This window comes from Massilia sp. CCM 8734 (assembly GCF_011682155.1).
GTDB classification, from domain to species: Bacteria; Pseudomonadota; Gammaproteobacteria; order Burkholderiales; family Burkholderiaceae_D; genus Telluria_A; species Telluria_A rubra.
The window spans coordinates 1-1,094 of record NZ_WHJI01000143.1 but is presented as its reverse complement, the minus strand read 5'-3'; the positions used below and the strand labels follow the sequence as shown (position 1 = coordinate 1,094).

At 59.1% G+C, this 1,094-nt stretch carries 1 protein-coding gene; it reads right to left on the bottom strand.

The features are described from left to right. Window positions 1–764: 764 nt before the first annotated feature. Window positions 765–1,028: a DNA methyltransferase gene (locus F2P46_RS38400; RefSeq protein WP_368737995.1), complete on the bottom strand. Its 264-nt coding sequence runs from the start codon at window positions 1,026–1,028 to the stop codon at window positions 765–767. Between the last annotated feature and the right edge of the window lie 66 nt (window positions 1,029–1,094).

Genomic DNA, 1,094 nt, shown 5'->3' with positions numbered 1-1,094 from the left:
CGCGCTGGAGCGCAGCGGAAGGGCCGCGCCGAAGGGAATTCCCGAGCCCGAAGGGCCGAGACCCGGGCCTTACCGGGGCTCGGTTCACGAGAGGAACGGGTTTCGGCCCCAGATGTTGCTTTTTGCCTTTTCCAGCTGTGGTATACAATTTGGGGCCAATAATCGGTACTGAAAGCCTCTGCTACAAAGCTGGCGCCCAATCGTTCCTGCAAATAGGTGGTATGAATAGACTGGCGAAAAAGGGGTCAAGCAACCTTGGCATATTCACCGGGCCGATGGGCACCGTTATACTTCGCAGCGCTCTTTGGCAACGGTGATGTGATCGCGGCGACCGACGGTGGCCTGCCTAATTTGCATGACTGTTGGCCGATCTGCCTGGCACCGATGCTGGCCGCGCAGCGTGCCAGCGTAGCAAGTCGACCGCCCGACCGGCATGGGAACAAAGCGCGCGTCGGTGGCGCGTTCCATGCCGGCGGCAGCGCAGCGGCACGACGTGGCCTCGTGCCGAAGGCGCCGGTCAGCCTCGATGATCCGCCAGGCGCCTTCGGTGCCGGCACCGCCGTTGCACGCGCGCGAGACAGCGGCGCGGGCTGGAGGCAATGCAAATGCCCGACGTGACCCTGGCTCCTGCTGGCGAGCCAAGATCAGAGCGTCTCCAGACGGGGCCATCGACCTGAATGGCGATGAGTGTTCAAAAAACGATAGCCGCGACCAAGTGCTGGGAAGAAGTGCGACCACACAACGAAGCCGCACTTCTTTCGTGATTATTCGATAATGTCAGCCCGACGTGCGTTGCTGTCCACCATACGGCTCAACCTTCTATCGGCCACGTCTGCTAGGTCACGGGCCAGCTCAATCCCAGTCGACAGACGGCCGCTCATCAAAGACGCTGCAAGTGTAGATCCAGAACCGCAAAACGGGTCCAAAATCTTATCACCAGGCTTCGAAAACGAATGGATTAATGGAAGGTAACTGTTTAGCCTGAGCGAGCACGTGCCAGAGTTGTTCGTTTCTTGAAATCGGTCCATGATGCTGATCATGACAAAACTGCGCCCCCTTCCAGATCTTTCCAAGCTTTCCGCCACGGAAAAGGA

Bases quoted from the DNA above. Each gene is read 5' to 3' on its own strand.
- F2P46_RS38400 (WP_368737995.1), bottom strand. From the start codon at position 1,028: ATGGACCGATTTCAAGAAACGAACAACTCTGGCACGTGCTCGCTCAGG.